The organism is Enterocloster sp. OA13, assembly GCF_022440595.1.
Lineage (GTDB): Bacteria > Bacillota > Clostridia > Lachnospirales > Lachnospiraceae > Enterocloster > Enterocloster hominis.
Map to the genome: position 1 here is coordinate 4,595,665 of NZ_JAKNTF010000001.1, position 19,376 is coordinate 4,615,040.

At 53.0% G+C, this 19,376-nt stretch carries 15 protein-coding genes; all 15 read right to left on the reverse strand.

All coding sequences use genetic code 11. The features are described from left to right. Window positions 1–32 precede the first annotated feature (32 nt). Window positions 33–320: a 2Fe-2S iron-sulfur cluster-binding protein gene (locus tag MCJ35_RS20385; RefSeq protein WP_008719751.1), complete on the reverse strand. Its 288-nt coding sequence runs from the start codon at window positions 318–320 to the stop codon at window positions 33–35. Further along, complete coding sequence (locus MCJ35_RS20390) at window positions 320–2,125, reverse strand: FAD-binding protein (RefSeq protein ID WP_025485593.1); 1,806 nt, start codon at window positions 2,123–2,125, stop codon at window positions 320–322. Before MCJ35_RS20390 ends, MCJ35_RS20385 begins: the two co-directional genes overlap by 1 nt. 99 nt (window positions 2,126–2,224) lie before the next feature. Further along, a complete protein-coding gene (locus MCJ35_RS20395; RefSeq protein ID WP_025485592.1) occupies window positions 2,225–3,358 on the reverse strand; it encodes an NAD(P)-binding domain-containing protein in 1,134 nt (377 codons plus the stop codon). 355 nt (window positions 3,359–3,713) lie between these two features. Then, a complete protein-coding gene (locus MCJ35_RS20400; RefSeq protein ID WP_051400653.1) occupies window positions 3,714–4,934 on the reverse strand; it encodes a M20 metallopeptidase family protein in 1,221 nt (406 codons plus the stop codon). A 31-nt stretch (window positions 4,935–4,965) separates the two neighbouring features. Further along, entirely contained in the window at window positions 4,966–6,363 is a 1,398-nt protein-coding gene (locus MCJ35_RS20405) for a YfcC family protein (protein WP_227795796.1), read from the reverse strand. Between the two features lie 36 nt (window positions 6,364–6,399). After that, window positions 6,400–7,485 (reverse strand): M24 family metallopeptidase, encoded by a 1,086-nt coding sequence (locus MCJ35_RS20410; RefSeq protein ID WP_025485589.1) that lies wholly within the window; start codon window positions 7,483–7,485, stop codon window positions 6,400–6,402. A 52-nt stretch (window positions 7,486–7,537) separates the two neighbouring features. After that, window positions 7,538–8,977: an MATE family efflux transporter gene (locus MCJ35_RS20415; protein WP_040380236.1), complete on the reverse strand. Its 1,440-nt coding sequence runs from the start codon at window positions 8,975–8,977 to the stop codon at window positions 7,538–7,540. Beyond that, window positions 8,978–10,672: a thiamine pyrophosphate-binding protein gene (locus tag MCJ35_RS20420; RefSeq protein ID WP_025485586.1), complete on the reverse strand. Its 1,695-nt coding sequence runs from the start codon at window positions 10,670–10,672 to the stop codon at window positions 8,978–8,980. A gap of 149 nt (window positions 10,673–10,821) precedes the next feature. Further along, window positions 10,822–11,787, reverse strand: coding sequence for a D-2-hydroxyacid dehydrogenase (locus MCJ35_RS20425; RefSeq protein WP_008719765.1), 966 nt, complete (start codon window positions 11,785–11,787; stop codon window positions 10,822–10,824). 33 nt (window positions 11,788–11,820) lie between these two features. Next, complete coding sequence (locus MCJ35_RS20430) at window positions 11,821–12,711, reverse strand: sugar phosphate isomerase/epimerase family protein (protein ID WP_025485584.1); 891 nt, start codon at window positions 12,709–12,711, stop codon at window positions 11,821–11,823. A gap of 34 nt (window positions 12,712–12,745) precedes the next feature. Then, window positions 12,746–13,762, reverse strand: a complete 1,017-nt coding sequence (locus MCJ35_RS20435; RefSeq protein ID WP_025485583.1) for a uroporphyrinogen decarboxylase family protein — start codon at window positions 13,760–13,762, stop codon at window positions 12,746–12,748. 16 nt (window positions 13,763–13,778) lie between these two features. Further along, complete coding sequence (locus MCJ35_RS20440) at window positions 13,779–15,080, reverse strand: L-cysteine desulfidase family protein (RefSeq protein WP_025485582.1); 1,302 nt, start codon at window positions 15,078–15,080, stop codon at window positions 13,779–13,781. A 122-nt stretch (window positions 15,081–15,202) separates the two neighbouring features. Beyond that, window positions 15,203–16,201, reverse strand: coding sequence for a uroporphyrinogen decarboxylase family protein (locus MCJ35_RS20445; protein ID WP_008719769.1), 999 nt, complete (start codon window positions 16,199–16,201; stop codon window positions 15,203–15,205). A gap of 122 nt (window positions 16,202–16,323) precedes the next feature. After that, window positions 16,324–16,821 carry an L-2-amino-thiazoline-4-carboxylic acid hydrolase gene (locus MCJ35_RS20450; RefSeq protein ID WP_008719770.1) on the reverse strand — a complete coding sequence of 166 codons (498 nt, stop codon included), beginning with the start codon at window positions 16,819–16,821 and terminating at the stop codon, window positions 16,324–16,326. Between the two features lie 115 nt (window positions 16,822–16,936). Next, complete coding sequence (locus tag MCJ35_RS20455; protein WP_025485581.1) at window positions 16,937–18,178, reverse strand: SLC13 family permease; 1,242 nt, start codon at window positions 18,176–18,178, stop codon at window positions 16,937–16,939. Between the last annotated feature and the right edge of the window lie 1,198 nt (window positions 18,179–19,376).

Below are 19,376 nucleotides of genomic sequence, written 5' to 3' on the forward strand. Positions count from 1 at the left end.
ACACCATAATATATAAGAGACATCATGGATTTTCAGCGGATTACGACCAGATCACGTATGATTGTCCCATCTGCGGGACTCAGATGCATTGTTCCGGCGGCGGCATCCACCTCCTTTGCACACGGGAGGATGGCCCTGCCATCCAGCTTACAGGCACAGCGCCCGCAGATTGCCTGACAGCAGGATGAATGCCTGTAATATGCCAGTTCATGGTTCAGATTGGCATGGATATAATCCAACACATCCATCACCTTCATCCCCTGCACAACCGGAACATCATAAACAGCAAGGCCTGCGCTTTCCTCAATTTCCACTTTCATCACGTCCCTCCTTTCAATATGGCCTTAGCTATGTATTCCTGCACGTTCGTATAATCATCCGTGTCCAGCGGCAGATAGGCCGGTACAGGGATTTCCTTTTCATAGACAGGCTTTCCGTCCTTTAATCCAGCGGTCCAGCTGAACAGATATTCCTTATTGTTTACCTGAGGTTCGTCCATCCTCAGGTGGCATCCACGGCTCTCCCTGCGGTTCAACGCGCAGTAGATCCCAATCTCAGTGCACAGCGCCAGATTACGGAGCATTACCGAATTCATCCATTCCAGGTTGTACTGCCCAGGTCCGGGAGCCGCCATATAATCCAGGGAGGAACGCAGTTTTGTCATCTCATCATAGGCTTTCTGCAGGCGTCTGCCGTCACGGACAAACCCAAAGCCTTCCTCACTGACCTGTTCCAGCTTTTTCCAGGCTTCAACAGGGCTGATGCCCTCGGACCGTTTCCGGGGCGCTGTCAGTAAATCCACAGCCGCTTCCACGTTTTCAGGCTGTGCGACGGAAGCCGCCCGGGCGTAAACTGCCGCGTTTTCCCCGGCCGCCAGTCCGTTGGCCAGCATTTCCGTAAGCCCATCGCCGCTTCGGAAGGCCCCGAACAGGCCGCCTGTAACTTCTCCGGCCGCATAAAGACCGGGGATATCAGTCTCAAAGTCTTTGTTGATGATGATCCCGCCCATGGTGTACTCATTGCCAAAGCCGCACATCAGCCGTTTCCCGTTGGCAATCATGTCCTGGGCCAGTCTCTGAAGGTCGATGTGGTGGTATTTGTCCTTTCCGTGCCACCAGTGCTGATTTTCATAAAATATCTTAAAGCCGTCCCGGATTTCTTCATCTGTATAAGCGGAATAATCCATGTAGAAACGGTTTCCATATGTATCCCATTTTTCGTACATCCCCGGGGCGTAAAAGGCGCAGTAGAGAAGCTTCTTGACCTTACTGTTGGAGGCATTGGTCCTGAATCTCTGGTCATTGGGATATATCAGTTCTCTGCCGTCCAGGTCTGTGGCCTTATGCCGCAGCGGAAATAGATTGGGCATGGTCATCTGGAACGGCAGGATGGAACCTTTTGCATAAAGGGGTTCCTGTATGGTGGGAATGGCCAGCACAAACTCCATGTCCCTGACCCTGGCGCCTGCCCTCAGGGCCATTCCTATGCCATCCCCTGTCATGTCACTGTCCGTATTCTTCAACTCATACGGCTGCCAGCCGCCCGTGGCCAGGATAACCGCTTTAGCATGGAACTCAATGATTTCTCCGGTAAATACGTCAAAACCAATAGCGCCGCAGACTTTACCGCTGCCGGTCAGAAGGTCGGAAATGATGATATCCTCATAGGCACTTATCTGGTCCTGGGTTTCCAATCCGTGCTTTAAAGCCCTTCCAAAGGCCACCCCGCCTGCCCTCCAGCGGCAGGCCTTGGGTGAAAATACAAAGGTGCTGCCGCACTCTTTGACCCATTGGAGTAATTCCTTCACCGCATATGGACCGTCCTGCACAAACCGCTTCTGAAGTTCCTGGTCCCCCAGTCCAAAGCCGCAGGCGGCCATCTTCTCAAACAGGCTTTCCGGCGTATACTCCTGGTTGGCCTCAGACTCGCCGCAGATATCCCTGGCCCCCCTGCCGTCCACCCCGAAGCTGCCTCCCAGCATGATGGCGTTCCCGTTCTTTCCAACCCTGCCCTTTGAAACCAGGACCACGTCAGCCCCTTTCCTGGAAGCTGCCACCGCACTCATCACCCCGGCCCCGGAACCTCCGATGACCAGGATATCACTTGTAACTATGTTCCGTGTCATTCCATCCCTCCTTTATTCTCCAATATCCGCTTTCATCCCCATACCTGTTCCTGTGCCCTATTTCCGGTTCCCGGTTTGGACCCCGTCCGTCCTCCTGCGTCACTTTGGGGCTGCCAGCCGATAGGCATGGCGGTTCACCGTCATATTGATGGTGTAAGCAATCCCTTCCGCCGTATCAAAAAAGCTTTGATCCAGGCTCCCCTCCATCCAGTCCCTGGCGGCCTGGCGCAGATGCCCGGTAAAATAGCTGCGGAAGGTGCTGATTCCCTTTTCCGTAACGCCGCCCTTGGTGGCCCGGTGCCTCATGTCCTCCTCCATTCCAGTACGGTCAGACAATTGGGCAGCCAGGGAAAATGCCTCAAAATTAGCGCCGTGGAACCCCTGTGCCAGGGTCTCATCGCATCCCAGCGACAGAATGTAGCGCAGGATGCCGTCATACCATGCGTCTGACATGCGGCACACAAACTCACGGATATATGCAGGAGCGTCCTCCTCTGCGCAGGGATACATCCCCTGTCCCTCCAGCCCGGTATGCCGGCGGAAAGCTGCCCGCCACCCGGATGCAATGTCCTTTACAGGGACCTGGCAGCCCATGTCCCCCAGGCCGTCGGCAATGGCGCAGACACAGTCGGAAATGGTATAGGTGGTTATCTTGCTGGAAAGACCATATAGACTCTGGTCCTGGTCCACAATGAAACTCCGGCTGAACATGTCGGAAAACTCAATGGCCCGGGCTTCCCGTTCCCTGGGGAAGGAACCTGCAAAGGTGAGGAAACCTGCGCCCAGCTTATGCAGCGGGACTCCCTGTTTTTCTTTAATCATGCTGGGAAGGAATTTTGCCGCCAGGACATCCTCCCCCAGAAGATCAAGATACATCCGTGGCTCCGGTGTGGGACCAAAGGTATATATATCCGGCAGGTTCCAGCCCTTCCTGCGCGCCTCCTCAAAATAGGGCTTAAGGTCCTCCTGCGCCACAAGAGGGATGACCGCAGGCGGCGTGGAAACGATTATGATATCCGGCCGTTTCTCCCGGAGCAGCCGGACGGTATTGCCTGCCGATACAGGGAAGGGAACCTGCTTTTGAAGTTCAGCCACCTTGTCCGGGTTGCGGCGTACCCCGAATACATTGCTCCCTGCCTTGTCTCCCAGAAGACAGCGGTACCCCGGCATCAGATACTTTCCGATATTCCCCATACCGATGACTACGATGTTATAATTGGGTTCCATGATCATATATGTTAACCTCCTTATTCTTTGTCAGGACGTGCAGACGGCCGGTGTGGATCATTAAACAGCCCACCGTGCAGAAGCAGCCGCTGTACGGATCCGTTCCGTTCCATTTGTATATTTCAACTGTTTCCTTCCTCTTTAACCGCAAACTTTTGTGAGCCTTTTCCTCCAATTATACTCGTTATAGTTAGCTTGTCAATGAAAATATTATATATTTACTCACAAATGTTAATTTTTTAGACTATTCTGCCAACCGGTAACAAGCCGGGACACAAAACAGGGATGTAATACCGTAAGCCGGATTCCATCCCTGTAACTGTTTTTTATGTTTTTGAAAAAATGTCTCACCTTACATCCGTCAGATACCGTTATGTTCCAGCCATCTGTCAGCGCAGTACGCATACCCCGCCGCCCCCAGAGGCAGCATATCCTCGTTAAAACGCACCTTTGGGTTATGCTGGCTGTAAGGATAGCCATTCTCCCTGTCCGGCCCCGCTCCTATGAAAAAATATGCGGAAGGAACCCGCATGGTGACGCAGGCAAAGTCCTCCGACCCCATTTTCATGATTGGCGGTTCCACTACCGTGCCTTCATTTCCCAGGGCCTCCTCCAGGTATGCCCGAAGTTCGGTTTCCAGCTGCCTGTCCACCAGAAGGGGTTCCTGCTGGTGGTCAAAGGACACCTGGCCCGTGCAGTTAAAGGACCTGGCGATTCCTTCCACCACCTCCTTCAGGCGGCTGACAAGGACGGCCCTCTGATCCGGGTTGTAGGTCCTTATGCTGCCTGTCAGTGTCACGGTTTTGGGGAACACGTTAAATGTCTTGCTGTCGCTCTCAATGGAACAGACCGTCAGCATGCAGGTTTCAGTGGGAATGGTCTCCCTGGCAATCAGGGTTTCCAGACCAGTGACAATATGGGCCGACGCATTAATGGCGTCAACTGCCTGATGAGGGCGTGCCCCATGTCCCGACCTGCCGCACACCAGGATTGTGAATACATCATTGGAACAGAAGGTGGGACCCACACTGTAATTCAGCCTGCCTAGGGGCAGGGCGGCGTCCACATGGAACGCCACCGCCGCGTCCGGCCTGGGATTTTCCAGCACCCCGGCCTCTACCATGGCCTGGGCGCCGTTGCCGGTTTCCTCTCCCGGCTGGAACATCAGCTTCACCGTCCCTTTCAGGCCGGACTCATTTTCCTTTAACATCCTGGCAGCGCCTAACAGCATGGCAGTATGTGTGTCATGCCCGCAGCAGTGGGCCTTGCCAGGGTTTAAGGAGGCAAAGGGCAGTCCGCTTTCCTCATCCATCGTAAGCGCGTCCATATCGGCCCGCAGCAGGATGACCGGGGTTCCCTGGCCAACCGTGGCAACCAGGCCAGGCCCCACATGGGCAGCCTGATACCCCATCTCCCTCAGCCGTCGTTCAATATACTCCATGGTCACCGGAGTATCACAGCCGGTTTCCGGGTGTTGGTGCAGATATCTTCTATCTGCGGTAATCTCCTCTGCCAGTTGGAAGGCTCTCTCTAAGTAATCTATGGTAATTCTCCTTTCGCATTCTATAAAGCCTGCTATCAATCCATTACGATACCGCTTCCTTACAGCCGCCTTACAGATGGATCATGGTGGCAATCACCACCATGGCGCCGCCGATGCACAGGTTGGTCACAATGATCCTCCAGATGTACTTCACATACTGTCCATAGGTAATCCCCGCAATGGCAACCGCCCCCATGGTGGCCGCGGACATGGGCAGCAGCAGGTTGGTGAGGCCGTCACCGAAAATGAATGCCGTTACAACGGTCTGAGGCGTAAGCCCCAGCACATCGCCCAGAGGTCCCATGATCGGAATGGTGGCAGCAGCCTGGCCGGAACCGGAGATGATGAAGCAGTTCATGATGACCTGGAATATGTACATGAACAGCGCGCCGATTACCTTTGGCATGCCGCTTAACAGGCTGGAGAAGGCATACACGATGGTATCCGTGATGAACGCCTGGTCCATGACAAGGCTGATGGCCTTTGCAAAGCCCACCACCAGGGCGCCTACCAGGACCCTTCTGGCCCCGGCCACAAACTCGTCGCATATCTGGTTGCCGTTAAAGCCGCCTGTCAGTCCGCATACAATGGCCATGATAAGGAACACGGCCGCAATCTGGGTACCGAAATCCCACCCGTTCAGGGCGCCGTAGATAACACAGCCGATACCCGCCGCAAACTCAACAAGGACAAGAAGCCTCCTGGTGGTCAGCTGGGAATCAATTTCATTCACCTGTCCCGCATCAGCCTGGGCCGCCAGCTCAACATCATAGCAGCAGCTCTTTGCAGGATTCTTCTTAACCCTCATGGCATACCATACGGTCCAGAAACAGACGGAGCACAGCAGCAGGATATAGCCCACGGCGCGGAACCACAGGCCGGAAAACATTTCAATCCCCAGAAGGGTCTGTGCCACGCCGGTGGTCATGGTGTTAAACAGTCCGCTGGCAAATCCCGCATTGCCCGCGGCAATGGTGATGGATACGCCCACCATGGCGTCAAAGCCCAGGGTCCTGGCAAACAGTATGCCCAACGGGACAAAGGCCAGCATGCTCTCGGCATTCCCGGTAAATGCAGGAAGCATGGAGAATGCGATGATCACAAGCGGAAGCAGGGCCGCGCCCAGATGTCCGCCCATCTTCAACACCTTTGCCAGCATTGCCTTGGTAGCGCCGGTGGCCTCGATGACGGCAAAGGAGCCGCCGATGATAAGAACCATGTTCGCGATGGAGGCCACTGCCTTCATACCGGACGGAATGGCGGTGAAGATATCAAACAGGGATGCCGGGTTGGCGTCAACCATATGATAGCTGGCAGGGTCGACTACATTTCTTCCGGCTACTTCAATACGGTCATATTGCCCCGCCGGGATGAGATACGTCAGGACTGCCGCAAATACAATCATGATAAGTATGATGATCAGTGTGTGCGGAAATGCCATTTTCTTTTTCGTATTCGTATTGTTCATTTCAGTCACCTCGTAATTTTATACTGGTTTTATCTCTTAATCGGCCTTGATGACGCGCAGGTCCTTGCTCATCCGGTTCAGGCAGTCACAGCCGTCCTCCGTTACAGCCACCAGGTCCTCTATGCGCACGCCGCCCAGACCAGGTATGTAAATGCCCGGTTCCACGGAAAAGACCATGCCCGGCCGTATCTCCATGGTATTGCCGCCTCCCACATCCGGGAACTCATGTCCGTCAATGCCGATGTTGTGGCCTATTCGGTGGGTAAAATAATTGCCAAAGCCATGTCTGGCAATCACGTCACGGCCGGCCCTGTCAATATCGCAGAATCTTGCGCCTGGCTTCACAGCGTCCATGGCAGTCAGCTGGGCCTCCTTAACCACCTCGTAAATATTCCTCATCTTATCTGGAACGCTCTTGTAAAATACGGTGCGCGTCATGTCCGAGCGGTAGCCGTTAAGGCGCGCGCCCGCGTCTATCATGATGCAGTCACCGGGGACAGGCTTTGTATCATCCGGCTTATGGTGGGCGTAACCGCAGGATTTCCCGTAAGCCACCACGCCTATGATGTTATAGCCGTCCGCACCGTAGGAACAATATGCCTCATGAAGCATGCGGTGATGCTTCTGCTCCGTCAGGTCCGGATCCACATATTCAAACATCTGTCCGATGACCTTCTCATTGACTTCCTGGGACTGGCGCAGCAGCTGGATTTCCCCTTCGTCCTTTACCATACGGATGTAATCAATCACCCGGCTGTTTAACACATAGCGGGCCTCCGCCTGGGACATCAGGCCCAACAGAAAACCGGAGGACCAGTTCCTGTCCACGCCCACCACTGCGCCGGGGTGGATTTTACCGGCAAGAAGCCGGATTGGATCGTCGCTGTCTGAATACCAGACAATCTCAGCGCTGCCCGCCATCCGGGCGTAGTCAGTCTGAAGGGTATTCATGAAAAAGGCGAGGCCGCCCTGGGTATCCAGGTAGAGGGCAAACAGGCGCCCGCCGGAAGGAGCGAACCGGCCTGTGAGGTAATAAAGGGTGGAGGGGTCGCTGATAATCATCTGGTCCATGCCATGCTCCCTCATTCCCTTGAGGATTTTTTCAATACGGTCTGTTCTCATTTGGGGTTCTCCTAAATCTGAACTGTTGTTGCAATGAGGAAGGAGGACGTGGTCAGATTACCTTCTTCTCCTTCCATCTGCCTGTAAGGTACCTTGAAAATGATATTATATAGTTGGCGATCCATCCCATGGGCGCGGAATACCACACAGCCGCTATTCCCCAGACAGGGGCAAAATAGAAAGCGGCAAATACACGGATTCCCAGGTTCACCAGATTGGATACAGTGAATACCAGCATGTCGCCGGAACCCCTGAGCACGCCGTCCGCACACGTCTTCAGCCCCACGAACAGGAAGAAATAGCACACCCCGGACAGGTATCCGGTGCCTGTCTCAAAGGCGGTGACGGAAGCAGATGCCCCGGTCCCCGGCACGGCGGCAGCCCCTGACAGGATTCCCCCGGCGGCGCCGGCTCCTGTGCCCGCGGCCCCGCCGCCCAGGAACGCAGCAATAAGAGGTCCTTTAAAAAGCGTCAGGACCAGGGCAATGATCAGTGCAAAAACTGCCACGATGATGTGGCTGGCCCTGTAGCCCTGCCTGACCCGTTCTATCTTTCCCGCCCCGATGTTCTGGGCCGTGAACGTAGCCATGGCATTGCCCGTGGCGCTCATGGGCACGATACAGATGGACTCGATGCGTCCCCCCGCGGAGTAGCCGGCCAGCGCAGCGGAACCGAATCCGTTTACCACGGACTGGACCAGCAGCCTTCCCACGGAAACAATGGATTGCTGGAGGATGGAGGGGACCGAGATCCTGGTCCCCTTTCCCAGCATTTTCATATCGTAATATGTAAATCCTTCCTTTTCCTGTCCCCCATAACCTTTGAGCCTTCTGATAAGAAGACAGAATAACAGCAGGGCAGAAAAGCCCTGGGCGAACACAGTGGCAATTGCAACCCCGTCCACACCCATTCCCAGCCAGGTAACTGAAAACAGGTCCAGGGCCACATTTAACAGAGATGAAAAGACAAGAAAGCCTAAAGGAGTCCTGGAATCCCCCATTGCGTTAAAAACAGCGGCCAGGATGTTGTACATGAAAAGGAAGGGCAGTCCCAGGAAGTAGATTCCCAGGTACAGCCTGGCCTGCTCCAGGATATTGTCCGGCGTGTGCAGGGTTTTAAGGATTGCGCCATTGAAACCGAACCCCACTCCGCCTAACAGGAGGCTGATACAGAGGAAGGTAATCAGTGATGTGGAAACAGAGGTCTTCATCCTCCCATACTGTTTCGCTCCCAGATACTGGGAAATCAGTACAGACACGCCGTTTCCCCCGCCGATGGCCACCATGATGAACACGTTGGTGAGGGCGTAGGAGGCCCCCACGGCGGCCAGGGCATCCTCCCCCACAAAGTTTCCCACAATCATGGAATCAGCCATGTTGTACAGCTGCTGGAACAGATTCCCCAGTATCATGGGGAGGGCGAAGAGAAGGAGGCTGATACCGGGCCTCCCCTCCGTCAGGCCGGCCCGTTGTTTCCTGCCTGACTTAAACATTTATACCTCAGGCGCCCATGATTTGATGTTTGCAATGGAAAGCCCCATGTCGCAGGCCTGCAGTTTCACACAGATTGCGTCAATGAGATAGCAGCGGCCGGAGCTTTCCGTGGATGCCTTGGCCCTTACCAGCGCGTCCTTCAACCCATCCGGGCTGAATACGCGTTCGGCCACGCAGCCATAGGCCTCTCCCAGCTTCACATAATCAATGGTACCATCCTGGTTGTATGGCATATCCACGGCATACTCAAAACCGTAGCCGCTCTGGTTCTGGCGGATCAGGCCCAGGTATGCATTGTTCACCACCACAATGATGATTGGTTTCTTAAAGGCGGAAGCAACTGCAATCTCCTCTCCCATGAAGGTCAGTCCGAAGTCCCCGACCAGGGTCACGCTGTGGCACCCAGGCTGGGCCACCTTCACGCCAAAGGCCGCCGGCACCTCATATCCAAGGGTTCCTGCACCGCCGGACGGCAGATATTTTCCGGCTTTGTTGATGGTCTGAAGCTGTCCGCTCCAAATCTGGGTAATGCCGCATCCCACCGTAAAATAGGTCTCATCGTCAAATGCCTCATTGACTTCCTGGAACACGCGGTGGGGCATGATGGGGCTGCAGTCATAATCCATCCTGCGCGCCAGCTCTTTCCGAAGGGCAGGTATGGCCTCTGCCCTGGCCGGATTCACAGGGCCAAGGCCCGCTGCCTCCACTTCCGTGATCAGCGCCTGTACAGCCAGCCCTGCATCGGATACGATTCCCAGTTCAGGCTCAAATACCATCCCAATCTGGCTTGGCTCGATATTGATATGGATGAACCGGCGGCCTTCGCAGTATGTCTTTAAATCCCCGGTGTGGCGGTCTGAGAAACGGTTGCCGATGCCGATGACCAGGTCGGAATCCAGGAAAACCCGGTTGCCGATGGGCTGCCCCACCTGGATACCCACATGGCCCGCGTTCAACGGATGGTCCTCCGGTATCCCGCCTTTGGCCTGGTAGGTGGTAACCACCGGAATCTGAAGCATTTCCGCCAGCTTAACAACCTGGTCCGTGCAGCCGTCTATCAGGCATCCGCCGCCCATGATGAGGACCGGCGCCTTGCTTTCCTTTATCATCTGGACTGCCTGCTTAATCCGGTCCATGTCCGGGCCAGGAACAGGAACCTCCCTGGGCACATAGCTGTCGATGTCAAAGTCCAGCTCCGCCTTCTGTACATCCAGAGGAAGCTCCACCAGTACCGGGCCTGGACGGCCTTCCCTCATCAGGTAGAATGCTTCATTCATGATGGCCGGAAGGTCCTCCGCCTTCATCACGCACCACGCCTTCTTGGTCACGGTCTTGACAATGTCAGGCATGTCCACGCACTGGAATGGTTCCTGGCCCAGCTGGCCGGTATTGGCCTGTCCCACCACGCACAGCACCGGCATGGAATCAATGAATGCCGTATAAAGCCCGGTGACAAAGTTGGTGGCGCCGGGGCCTGCGGAGCAGATTGCCAGCGCGATTTCGTGCTTTGCGCGCTGGTAGCCGTCGGCCGCATGGACGCAGGCCTCCTCATGGCGCATGGTGAAATGTTCAATGGGCGCATGCTCCATATATTTATACACGGGATTGATGGCTGCTCCCGGGATGCCGAAGGCGGTTTTTATGCCTTCCTTACACATGATCTCCACAATAGCTTGTGCAACTGTCATCTTCATATTTCTTTCTCCTTCTTTTCCCTTCCACGGTTTGTTTTTATCGTGGACTTTTATTGCCCTTCCACGGTTTATTTCATCGTGGACTTTTATTGCCCTTCCACGGTTTATTTCATCGTGGACTTTCATTATCAATGGTTTCACTTTGCATTTTACCGGTTCACCACATGGATGGGCGCGCCTGCAAGATATGCCTTCACATTCTCCACCGTGCAGTCCATGATCCTCTGTCTGCTCTCCTTTGGCGCCCAGGAAATGTGAGGCGTGATGATGCAGTTCTTTGCCTTTAATAACGGGTTGTCCCCCTTAATAGGCTCCGTGGACACCACGTCCAGGCCGGCCGCATACACCTTGCCCGAATCCAGCGCATCCGCCAGGTCCTGTTCCACCACCAGCGGTCCCCTGGAATTGTTAAGGATGATCACGCCGTCCTTCATCCTGGCAATGGATTCCCTGTTGATGATGCCCTGGGTATCCGGGAACAGCGGGCAGTGGAGGGCAATGACATCTGACTGTGCAAAGAGCGTATCCAGATCCACATACCGGGCAATGGCCCTGCCCGCGTCATTCTGGAAGCTGTCATATGCAATAATGTCCATTCCCATTGCCTTGGCAATCTTCCCTGTCTGCTGCCCGATACGGCCAAAGCCGATGATGCCCATGGTCTTGCCGTCCAGCTCAATCAGCGGATAATCCCAATAACACCAGTCCTGGCAGTTTTCCCATTTCCCAGCATGCACGGTATCGCTGTGGTGGGCCACATGATGGCAGATTTCCAACAGCATGGCGATTGCAAACTGGCCCACGGCGGCAGTCCCATAGGAGGGCACATTGGACAGGGGAATGCCCTTTTCCTTCGCATATGCATAATCCACCACATTGTATCCGGTGGCCAGCATGGCAATGTACCTGATAGACGGGCATGCATCAATCACCCGCTTTGTGATGGGCGTCTTGTTGGTAATGACAACCTGCGCATCCCCGATGCGTGCGATGGCCTCTTCCTCATCGGTCAGGCTTGTGCGGTCATAAACCGTTACCTGGCCCAGTTTCTCCAGTTCCCCCCAGCTTAAATCTCCCGGGTTTTCCGTATAACCATCCAGAACCACAATTTTCATAGACGTATCCTTTCTATAATTAATAGTGCCCCATCAATCCTCCAGCATGGCCCATGCGCGGTTTAACACCCGCTTTGTGTTGGCCAGGACAATCTCTTCATCCTCGCCAGGCCGCAGGGTGACCTCCATGGACAGCACGTAAGGGCTGGTGGCGTCTAAAAAGCCTTCCTCTTTTATCACCCTCAGATAGTCAATCAGCTCCGGCGTATCATTGGCGCTGTTTGGATATCCGAAACGTGGATGCAGGTCGCCGTACCCGTCAAATCCCTTCCTGACCACCGCATTGCCAAAGTGGAAATGGGTAATATAGGGCCTGAGAAGGCGGATTACAAACTGGCTTGTCTCATAGGTGGTGGGGAAATGGCTCAAATCCACCAGAAGTCCGAAATTATTGTGGGTGGTGCGCATATCAGCGGCAAATCTGGCCGCATATGGGGCCGGGCCGATTAACGCGGCCTTGTCCATGTCAAAGTCAAATACCTCCAGCTCCACCGACATGCCCTTGGCGCCCGCATAATCGCAGACCGCGCGGGTTGTCTTGAGCAGCTGGGCATAGGCCTGTTCCTTTGTCTCCGGCTGCCACTTGCCTGCCAGGAATGCTATCCCCCTGGCGCCCAGGTACTCTGCCTCATCCACCGCTTCAATCAGGGTGGCCTCCGCTTTCCTGCGCTCCTCCTCGTCTATGTGGTTGGGGTTCAGGTTCCCTCCAAGCAGGCGGGGCTGGGCGCCGTAGCATACCTTCAGGTGGCTCTGTCCCAAAAGCGCCCTGGCTTCCTCATTGTTGACCCCAAAACCCTTTACCTCGACGGCGTCAAAGTAATCATCCCTGCATATGGCTTTTAGTGACTCCATGGGTTCCCTCCTGGGATAACTCATCCACTGGATGGTCCCTACCTGAAAATATTTATGAATCGATTCCCTCATGGCTTTTTACTCCTTATCTGACTGCTATGTACGACTACAATTCCACTGCCTCCCGCACAGCCCGCAGGTTCTCCTCAGGGGAACGCGGGTCTGCCACGCAGCCCGGGCCGACTAACAGGCCCTTTCCGTCCACCATGTCAATGGCTTCCCGTATATGTTTCTTTATCATGTCCGGCGTGGTTCCCGGCCTGGACATGATGCTGTCATACTCCAGACTGCTTCCCACAATGGCCGGGCCTTCATAAAGCCCGCCCAGGAATGCCTTCGAACACTTCGCCCTGGCTTCCTTTAAGGACGGTCCGTTCTGGCGGTCATGCCAGTTCAGCACATTGCAGGGATACCTTGACATTTCATCGAAACGGATGTTGCTGCCATGGACATGGAGCACGTTGAACCAGGTAACATCCTTGTAGGAGTTGATGACCCGTAAATCATATGGCTTGCAGAACTCGGCAAACATGGTGTCGCCCATCAGGTCATAGCTGGCGCACTGGCTGGCAAAAAAGAAGCCGCTTACCCCTGCCTCGATGTTGGCTTTGACGAAATTAATGGTTGTCTGCGTAATGGCGTCCAGGGCCTGGTGTACCAGATCCGGGTTCTCCAGCATGTCCTGGAGCATACGGTTTCCCGCCAGCTTCTTAAGGGTGGTGGCAGGCGAGAAAATGGTCTGGATATAGGGTGTTCCAGGCTTAACCAGCCGCTCCATCCACTGGGAAAGCTGGAGCACCTTGCCCCAGGTGCCATAGATGGCGGGCAGCGGTTCAATGTACCTGTAATCTTCAATGCTTGAGATACCCGAGGCAGCAATCTCCACCTCTTTGTATTTATCGCAGTAAATATCCAGCTTGGCGCCCCAGTCAGGGATGGTATAAGCCCCGAACGGCATCATTTTAATAAAGTCATAATCATACTTCTCGTTAAATTCCACCATGGCTTCCGCCAGTGAGCGGGAATCCTGGTCCTTATCAGATATGTGCATCCAGACGCTGACAGGCACCCGGTCCGGTTCCCGGCCTTCCACAGCCGCGCGTACACGTTCTTCCCTGGTCATAAACTATCTCCTCTCTTTAGTCAGAAATCATGATTCTCAGGATTTCCCGGTCCGTCTCAGCCATGCCGTCATGGCCCAGGCGTCCCACGCTGGCAATCATGTTCTCCACGCCCTTCTTGACAATGCCGTCGCCGCCCACGAACTGCTGTCCTTCCAGATGCATCTCATATCCAAGGATGCCGTTGTCAACCGCCAGGGCAATCTTGCCCGCGCAGGATGCCTTGGCTCCGTCGCACACAACACCGGAAGCAATGGCCAGGGCATTGACCAGCGTATGGATGATTCCATCCAGGTCAGCGCCTTTGAGGTAGGCAATTCCGCAGCCAGCGGCAGCGCCTGCATTGATTGCCCCGCAGTAAGCGCTCAGGCGTCCGATGGGCGTTTTCTGATGGATGCCCAGAAGGTTGGACAGCACCAGGGCGCGGTACAGCTTTTCCTGGCTTACGCCCATAGCCCTTGCGTATACGATGACCGGTACGGAAGCGGTAATCCCCTGATTGCCGGAACCGGAATTAATGATGACCGGCAGCTCGCAGCCGTTCATGCGTGCATCGCTGCCCGCAGCTGCCATGGCCCTTGCCTTCAGGCGCAGCGCGGACTCCCCGCCATGTTCCATCACATCCTTGTTAGCCTTTAAAAGAACGGAACCTATGTTGGCGCCGTAATCGTTCTTAAGGCCTTCCTCGGAAATGGCCATATTATAATCAATCTGGACATCCAGGACCTTTTTCACATCCTCAAGTTCCACCGTATTGGCAAAATCATAAATCAGTTCCACTGAAAGGAAGGAGCGGTCCGTCAGGTCTGACTCGCTGTCATCCTTAATCTCACTGGACTGAAGGACTTCACCATCCTTCTCAATCAGGACAATATTGGTATGATAGTTGGCAATGCGGACCTTGGCATAGGACTCACCTGCGTAAACAATGACATTGATATCGAAAATCAAAGGTGACGAAGCTATCTCCACCTGAATCGGAACTGTTTCCATGAACGTGCGGATATCCGCCTGCTGTGCTTCGCTGACTTCAGCAATCACTTCCAGCTGTTTCCCCGCATCCCCGGCAACAATGCCGGCTGCGGCTGCGGCCGGGATACCGCGCAGATGCCCGGTGTTGGGCACGATGACACTCTTTACATTCTTAATGATATTGCCGCTGGCTTCCACCACCACGCGGTCAGGCGCTTCCCCCAATGTCTCCCTTGCCACGGCCGCGCAGTAAGCAACCGCAATCGGCTCCGTACAGCCCATTGCGGGCAGCAGTTCCTCTTCCAGGATTTTTATACAGTCCTGATACTGGATATCACTTCTCTTCATTGAACGTTCTCCTTTACTTTTCCACGATTCTCTTTATCGCGGACTTTCCTTATTCTTATCCTGACTGCAGGAACCCCCTGCCTTACAGGGGCCAGGGGCCTGCAATCCTTGTTTACTGGAAATCAGATGCCTGCCAGCGCTTCCTGCGCCCTGGCCAGACGGTCTTCCGGAACATATAAGGGCACGCAGCAGCCTGGCGCAAGGATAAGGCGGCCATCCGGCACCTGCTCAAGGGAGGACTTAAGATGCGCTTTCAACTGCTCATCATCCGCTTCTGCCAGGACCTTTAACTCTTCCACTCCGCCGATTAACAGCTTATCGCTCATCCTGCGTCCATCGGCCAGGGAAATGTCCACCAGCTGGTCATGCCAGTTAAGGGCCTGTACCGGATACTGGGAAAGCAGCTCAAACATAGGGGCATTTCCATGCATATGCATGATATTGAACCACATATCCTGTGCCGCCTCCAATACGCGCAGGTCATATGGACGCCCGAATTCCTCATACTCAGCCACGCTCATCTTGTCGTAAGTCCCCAGCTGGCTTGCAAAGAAAATGCCGTCTGCCCCCAGTTTGGACATCTCTTTCACCAGATTGATGGTTGTCTGGCAGATAATCTCAAGGCCCTTGTGGAACGCCTCAGGGCTGCGGCGCATATGTACCAGCATCTTATCCCCGCTCATCTTGGCGGCCGTGGTCAGGGGATTAAAGATGGTGATGACAACAGGGACCTCTCCCTTATAGTGGTCAACCACGCCCTTTGCAGCTTCAATGGTAGCCGCCATGGAACCCTGGTCCATGGGAAGCACGTTCAGCTTTGTCCAGTCCTCATCATGCTTGATGCTGCAGTCTGTCACGACACCTACGCTGGAGCAGGTTTCCGGCCATACATTATCGCGCACCGGCCATTTGATGGTGGAGCCCCAGTCCTGGATGCTGAAGAGTCCCTGATATGTCACTTTAACGAAATCCCACTGAAAACGGTCCTGGAACTGGATGATCTTCTTGACCAGTTCCTTCGGATCTTCATCATAAGGAGGAAAATGCTTCCAAAGGTTCATTGATGGTGTATCCAGTTTCCTGCCCTCCAATAAAGCTTTAATTCTCTCTGTCTTAGTCATAGTTTTTAATCTCCTCTCATATTGTGTTAATATTATTTATCATGATACCGTCCGGACCACCGGAACCACGGTTGGAACCAGCCGTCCGGTCAGTAACATAAACATAAGTAATTACAGATGTATTATCTATAGAAGCGAAGCTTACATATAGGGCATCCGTCAGCCAGGGTTTCAGTCAGATCCAGCTTCAGTCCCATGCCCTCGGCGATACCCCGGTCCCCGTCCATGGCAATGTCGCAGAACAATGCGCAGGTTTCGTCATCAAAGCCCAGCTTCTTCCATGCGCTTAACAGCGGACAGTAATGGAAATCCACAAGGACCTCTGACTCTGACATCTCAATGATTTTCTTTTCAAAGGTCTTTCTTCCCAGTTCATTTAAGAACACATCCGCAAAATCCCTGCAGTCCTCCGGGTTGGCGCAGGCCGCCTTATAGTTCTCACCATGGATTTTTCCACATTTCCAGATTGCCCTCCTGATTGCCGGTTCAGGATCAATACCGTCCTTTTTCAGTTCGTCATAAATCAAAGCCATCCAGGATGCCCTGTGCTCAATTGCCGACCTGTTGATATTGGCCTGCGGGTCATCAATCAGTAATGCCACATTCTTAATCTCTCCCATGTTCCTTTCATCCTCCTTATCCTGTTAATCCACGCTTAATCTAGTGCCCCATCCAGTCTGATCCGCAATATGGATACCCGTTGTTTCAAATTGCCGCGCCGGGCTTCACATATCCTTACAGATAGAACACTGCACAAAGAATTGTTGTCACGATGCCGAAAATGATACAGAGCGGAAGGCCGCACTTAAAATAGTCCTGAACCGTGTATCCGCCCGCTTCCCATACCAGAAGGTTTGGACCTGTTCCAAATGGGGTTGTAAATACGCCGGATGCCGAAACTGAAACCGCCATTGCTCCTGCAAGCGGATTAATTCCTGCCGCTTCACAAAGCATCAGGGCAATCGGAAGCATTAAGACCGTTGCCGAAGAGTTCATGAAGAACTGTGTTGCAAGGAGCATGAGGAAGGTAATCCCGCCCAGCAGGATGACCGGAGGCATTCCCTGCAGCATGGGGCTCAGCTTCGTAACCAGAAACTCAGCAGCGCCTGTGCTTACCAATGCCTTGCTCAGAGGGAAAATGCCGCCAATGATAAATATGGTTGATACCGGGAACGACTTAACGGCCTCTTCCATGCTGATACATCCGGTCAGGACAACCAGGATGGCTCCGAACACGCCTGCCACATGCATGGGCACAAGGTTTGTTGCCATGGCCACAAGGACTCCCACGAATATGACGCCTACCGTAATCATCTTCTTAGGATCATTGTTGCTCTCCCGGTCCCCGCCCTTAATCTCAATGTCCTTAGCAGGAAGAAGCTTTATACCTACGAAACACATGTAGAGCATACCGACAATCAGAAGAGGAAGACCAATCTTCGTATATTCGAAGAAACCAAGTTCCCGCAGATTGTTCTCCTTCAGGATACCGTTGGCGACAATGTGCGGCGTGGTGCCTACCAGGGTAATGGTACCGCCGAGGGAGCAGAAATACGCAAGGGCCATTAAGAGCTTTGACTTCTGCACATGTGCCTTTTCCGCCATGGAACTTACAATCGGCATCAGACAGGCAGTGGATCCCGTATCATTCAAAAATGCGGAAAGCCCGCCAGCCACAATTCCCGTCCCAAGGATAAGACCCTTTTCAGTCCGCCCCAGAAGACCTATGATTTTGCCTCCTATGTACCCCGCAAGTCCGGTCTTAAAAAACGCTTCCCCTACAACCACTAACCCCATGAAAAAAACGACTGTGGTATTACCAAATTCCATATAAGCGCTGTCCGGTTTAATCAGTCCAAATGTTGCCAGAACCGCAGGAATCAGAGCGCCAAGCATAACCATATTCATCTTCTGGCTGATCAAAAGAATAACCGTAGCCGCAAAAATCAGACACGCCAGTATTGCCTCAAAAGACATAATAAAATCCCCCTTTTAATACAGATTCGTTTTATTTCGTTAATGCCTTATCTGTTACATCCAGCGGTCCCCACCCCTGTTGGCGCCGCCTTTCTTTCTCCTGACTGCACGCTGCCTCAAACCCCAGCGGCAGCATAAAACCCTTTATTATCCTCCTTTTTATATTTAGCGCGCTTATTGTCTTTTTATCTATATGACATAATGACATATCATATATATGTATTAGCAACTTATCAACCTGTGCTTATTATACACATTCGCCTCTAAAAAGTAAACGGTAAGTTTTATTTTTGTGATTTTGTACAAATAGACGGCATTTATTTGGTGAAAATGATGAGAGTGCCAAATGAAGCCCCAAAAACACATACAAGCAAAGTCCATCCCACCTGCCCCCTCTCTGCCTCCATATTTCTTTATTTCTGTATCATTTAATCTCAAAGAGGTAAAAAAGGGGCTGACAACTGGGTCGAAAAGGATGAGGACGATGAAATATAACGGACAAAAAAATAGGGATAAGAAACGAAAGCAGCGAAATAACCGACTATTAAAAAGTGAAAAAGAGGAGTATGACAAGCGATATTACCTGACCTAAAATGCCAGGAAACTGCTATGTGACAGGCTGTTAAAACTAAGTATAAAAAGCAAAAAACTGAGTATGGCAAGTGATGATTCCTGATTATGAACAGCAAAAAAACAATAGAAAACAGGCAATTAAGCCTGATTACAAGCGGCAAAAGCAATGATTAGCAGGCCATGAATCTTGGCCAGGAGTGGCAAAATACAACAGATAACAGTCAATAAGCCTTGACCTTGAATGGCAAACGTACAACAGATAACAGTTAATAAACCTTGACTTTGAACGTCACAATACAACATATAATAGCCAATAAACCTTGGCCCTAAATGGGCAAAACTCAACCGATAACAGCCAATATGACTTGGCCTTGAACAGGCAAAACTCAACCGATAACAGCCAATAAGCCTTGGCCTTGAATGGGCAAAACTCAACCGATAACAGCCAATAAGCCTTGGCCTTGAATGGGCAGAATGCAACAGACAACAGCCTATAAGTATTGGCCTTGAATGGGCAGAACACAACAGACAACAGCCAATAAGTCTTGACCTTGAATGAAAAAAACCGGGATATGATAGACAATAAATCATAGCTATGAATATTGAAAAAATAGAATGTAACACA